Genomic DNA, 3975 nt, shown 5'->3' with positions numbered 1-3975 from the left:
ATACGGACGATTTCGCCGAAGCCTAAGGTCACAATCGCCAGATAGTCACCGCGCAGACGCAGTACCGGGAAGCCCAACAGGAAACCGGCAGCGGCAGAGACCAGCCCGGCGATTGGCAGACAGGTCCAGAAGCCGAGGCCGTAATAGTGGTTCAGCAGCGCGAAAGTGTAGGCGCCGATGGCATAAAAGCCGCCGTAGCCCAGCACCAGCAGGCCGGACAGCCCCACCACCACGTTCAGACCCAAGCCCAGAATAATATAAATCATGGTCAGGGTCGCGATATCGACCGTACCGCGCGAGACCATAAACGGCCACGCCACGGCAATCACCAGCAGCGCAATCAGGAACAGCTTTTGTTTGACCGTCGAGCCGTCAATCGCCGGCAGAATAAACTTCGGCCCGGAGACGCTCTTCAGCCCTTTCTGGAACAGAGGGCGCAGCAGCTGGAAGAAAAAGACCACCGCGGTGCCAATAAAGATCCACTGCCAGCGGATATCCGCCGCGCTGCCGACCACCAGCTTAGTGCCATCGAGCTGCAACTGCACGCCCATAAAGACGCCCGCCAGGACGAAGAACATCGCCGCCGACAGCAGCGCCATCGCAAATTGCATCGGTTTCATACTTTCTCTACCTCCGGGCGGCCCAGAATACCGGTCGGCATCACCAGCAGTACCACGATCAGCAGCGCGAACGACACAACGTCTTTATATTCGGTGCTCAGGTATGCCGACGACAGCGCTTCCGCAATGCCGAGGATCAGCCCACCGATCATCGCCCCTGGAATACTGCCGATACCGCCGAGAACTGCGGCGGTGAAGGCTTTCATCCCGGCCATAAAGCCGATATACGGGTTGATAACGCCGTAGAACTGGCCGAGCAGCACGCCCGCCACCGCCGCCATCGCCGCGCCAATCACGAAGGTCAGCGCGATCACGCGGTCAGTGTTAATGCCAAGCAGGCTGGCCATTTTCAGGTCTTCCGCGCAGGCGCGACAGGCGCGGCCCATACGGGAGTAGCGAATGAACAGCGTCAGCGCCAGCATGGCAATAAAGGTCACAATCCAGATAACCAGCTGCATGGTGGTGATAGAGGCGGAGAAGTTATCGCTGCTGCCCACAATCCACTGACCGTTAAACAGGCTCGGCAACGCGATATCGCGCGAACCCTCGGTCAGGCTGACGTAGTTTTGCAGGAAGATAGACATCCCGATAGCGGAGATCAGCGCGATCAGACGCTTGGAGTTTCGCACCGGGCGATAGGCCACCCGTTCAATGCTCCAGCCGTAGGCGCTGGCAATGACAATCGCCCCGATAAAGCCCGCCGCCACCAGCAGCCAGCTGGTGTCGATGCCCATCATCATCAGCGCGGCGATGATCATAAAGGAGACATAACTACCGATCATGTACACCTCGCCGTGGGCGAAGTTGATCATGCCGATAATCCCGTACACCATGGTGTAACCGATGGCGATCAGTGCATAGGTGCTTCCCAGCGTTACGCCGTTAAACATCTGCTGCACAAAGTAGAGAACCTGCTCTGACATAAATTAGCCTTTTGCTACCCCTGCGGATCTACGCCCGCCAGGGGGAAATGAAGGTTACTTCACCGCGGTGGATGAGCCGTCGGCGTGCCACTGGAAGACGCCAAATTCAAAGCCTTTCAGATCGCCTTTGTCGTCCCAGCTCAGCGGCCCAATCACGGTTTTCGCGCCGTTTGCTTTTAAGTCTTTAATCAGCGCCTGAGGATCATCGCTGCCGGTACGTTCCATGGCGGTTGCCAGAGACTGTACGGCGGCGTAGGTGATCCACACATACGGACCGCTCGGATCTTTCTTCTGCGCTTTCAGGGCATCGACGATAGCGCTGTTTGCCGGATCCTGGTCATAGCGTTTTGGCATGGTAACCAACATGCCTTCCGCCGCATCGCCCGCGATGTTCGACAGCGAGGCGTTACCCACGCCTTCCGGCCCCATAAACTGCGTTTTCAGCCCTACGGCGCGCGCCTGACGCAGCATCTGGCCCATTTCCGGGTAGTAGCCGCCGTAGTAAACGAAGTCGATATTCTCTTTTTGCAGACGGGCAATCAGCGCGGAGAAGTCTTTTTCACCGGCGGTGATGCCATCGAAGAAGACGATATTGCCGCCGCCTTTTTTCAGCCCGTCCTGCACCGAGCGCGCCAGGCCTTCGCCATACTGCTGTTTGTCGTGAATGATGGCGATGCGTTGCGGCTTCACTTTATTGAGGATGTAGTTTGCCGCCGTCGGCCCCTGAGAGGAATCCAGGCCCGCGGTGCGCATGATGTACTGATAGCCGCGCTGGGTCAGTTCCGGGTTGGTCGCCCCCGGAGAGATCATCAGAATGCCTTCATCTTCATAAATATCGGAAGCAGGCTGTGTGGAAGAAGAACACAGGTGGCCGATGACATATTTAATGCCGTCGTTGACGATTTTGTTAGCCACCGCCACCGCTTGTTTCGGGTCGCAGGCGTCGTCGTACTCAACGCCCACCAGTTTGTCGCCCTTAATGCCGCCCTTCGCGTTGATATCCTTAATGGCCTGGCGCGCGCCGTTGAACTCCATGTCGCCCCACTGCGCGACCGGGCCGGACATCGCCCCGACAACCGCAACCTTGATATCGTCAGCAAAAGCCGCGTGAGACATAGCCAGCGCGATCATCCCTGCGATTACTGTTTTTGTATTCCTTTTCATACTTCGGGATCCTCATTCGTGATGTCGTGTTTACACGTCGTGGCGTGTATATATTTTGTAATTTAGTGGTTAAAAAGCATTCTGTACTTTTAATATACAACGCTATTTTTGCCATTATCTTTAATGGGTTAGCGCAGCTTTTTGGCTAAAAACAGACTAAATTCTCTATTTTTCAGTCTATTAAGGAAAGATAATATTCTGATTTTTGCCATAGATAAACAAAAAAAAGTCCGCCATACAGCATAAAATAACGGCATAAAGAGCCGAATAAAACGCTGGTTTTTAGGTTAAAACTCTGTCTATTTTTCGATCCATACTGTTTCAAGCTGCCTATGTGAATATCGAAAAACGAATCACCTGGCTGCCAGGGTAAAAAAGAGAAAGCCTGCGGCAGAATAAATTGAGTACACTGACCGCCATTTTCGCGACTGGAGCCCACCGCCCATGAAACTGACCATCATTCGTTTAGAGACCTTTAGCGACCAGGACCGCATCTGCCTTGGCAAGATCTGGCCGGATCGTGTTCCCGCCGAATCAGCCCTCGACGATACTCACCGTTTGTATGTCGCCCGCTTTAACGAGCGCCTGCTGGCCGCCGTGCGCGTGACGCTGAGTGAACATCAGGGCGAGCTGCGCGATTTATGCGTGCGCGAAGTGACCCGCCGACGCGGCGTGGGACAGTATCTGCTGGAAGAGGTGATGCGCGATAACCCGCAGGTCAGCCGTTGGCTGCTCAGCAAAGCGGGCGCGGAAGAGAGTCTGGAAATGGCGGCGTTTGCCAAAGCGCTGGGCTTTGCATCCAGGGAACAGGGCTGGGTGCGAGGGTAGTTTGAACCACTCGGTGTAGGCCGGATAAGCGCAGCGCCATCAGGCACTGCCGCATACATTGCCGGATGGCGGCGTACGCCTTATCCGACCTACATTGAGAGCGACTTACTTCGCGTCGGTCGCCGTACCGTTGGCGTGCCAGTTGAAGATACCGAATTCGAAGCCTTTCAGGTCACCCTTCTCATCCCAGGACAGCGGGCCCATTACGGTATCCACGGTGCTTGCCTTGAGGAATTTGGCGATCTCAGCCGGATCGTCAGAGTGGTTCAGACCCGCCTGCAGAGACTGCAGCGCCGCGTAGGTGGTCCACACGAACGCACCGCTCGGATCCTGTTTCTTGGCCTTGATTGCGTCAACGATCGGTTTGTTCGCCGGAACCTGGTCATAGTTCTTCGGCTTGGTCACCAGCAGGCCTTCAGCAGATTCACCCGCGATGTTAG

General features: G+C 55.8%; 4 protein-coding genes and 1 pseudogene. 1 reads left to right on the top strand and 4 read right to left on the bottom strand.

The annotated features are described in order from the left end of the window. The 3 genes from ACW14G_RS22500 to livK form a co-directional block, all read right to left on the bottom strand. Window positions 1–620: DUF3382 domain-containing protein (locus tag ACW14G_RS22500; protein ID WP_455648830.1), on the bottom strand; the 620-nt coding region annotated here is incomplete at its 3' end. Then, on the bottom strand, window positions 617–1543 hold the full coding sequence (livH, locus tag ACW14G_RS22495; protein ID WP_064541376.1) for a high-affinity branched-chain amino acid ABC transporter permease LivH: 927 nt from the start codon (window positions 1541–1543) through the stop codon (window positions 617–619). The genes livH and ACW14G_RS22500, both read right to left, overlap by 4 nt. A gap of 54 nt (window positions 1544–1597) precedes the next feature. Continuing rightward, window positions 1598–2707: a high-affinity branched-chain amino acid ABC transporter substrate-binding protein LivK gene (livK, locus tag ACW14G_RS22490; RefSeq protein WP_163446764.1), complete on the bottom strand. Its 1110-nt coding sequence runs from the start codon at window positions 2705–2707 to the stop codon at window positions 1598–1600. Between the two features lie 444 nt (window positions 2708–3151). Here livK and panM point away from each other — a divergent pair, with 444 nt between their 5' ends. Continuing rightward, entirely contained in the window at window positions 3152–3535 is a 384-nt protein-coding gene (gene panM, locus ACW14G_RS22485) for an aspartate 1-decarboxylase autocleavage activator PanM (protein ID WP_249022644.1), read from the top strand. A 105-nt stretch (window positions 3536–3640) separates the two neighbouring features. Here panM and ACW14G_RS22480 read toward each other — a convergent pair. After that, window positions 3641–3975, bottom strand: a pseudogene (locus ACW14G_RS22480) (leucine ABC transporter subunit substrate-binding protein LivK); the annotation flags it as partial.

The sequence above is a fragment of the Kluyvera sp. genome (assembly GCF_965301105.1).
Note: the sequence above shows the minus strand (reverse complement) of the source record. Positions and strands in the feature narration are given on the sequence as shown.

Coding starts and splice junctions, on each gene's coding strand:
- livH (WP_064541376.1), bottom strand. CDS start 1,543: ATGTCAGAGCAGGTTCTCTACTTTGTGCAGCAGATGTTTAACGGCGTA.
- livK (WP_163446764.1), bottom strand. CDS start 2,707: ATGAAAAGGAATACAAAAACAGTAATCGCAGGGATGATCGCGCTGGCT.
- panM (WP_249022644.1), top strand. CDS start 3,152: ATGAAACTGACCATCATTCGTTTAGAGACCTTTAGCGACCAGGACCGC.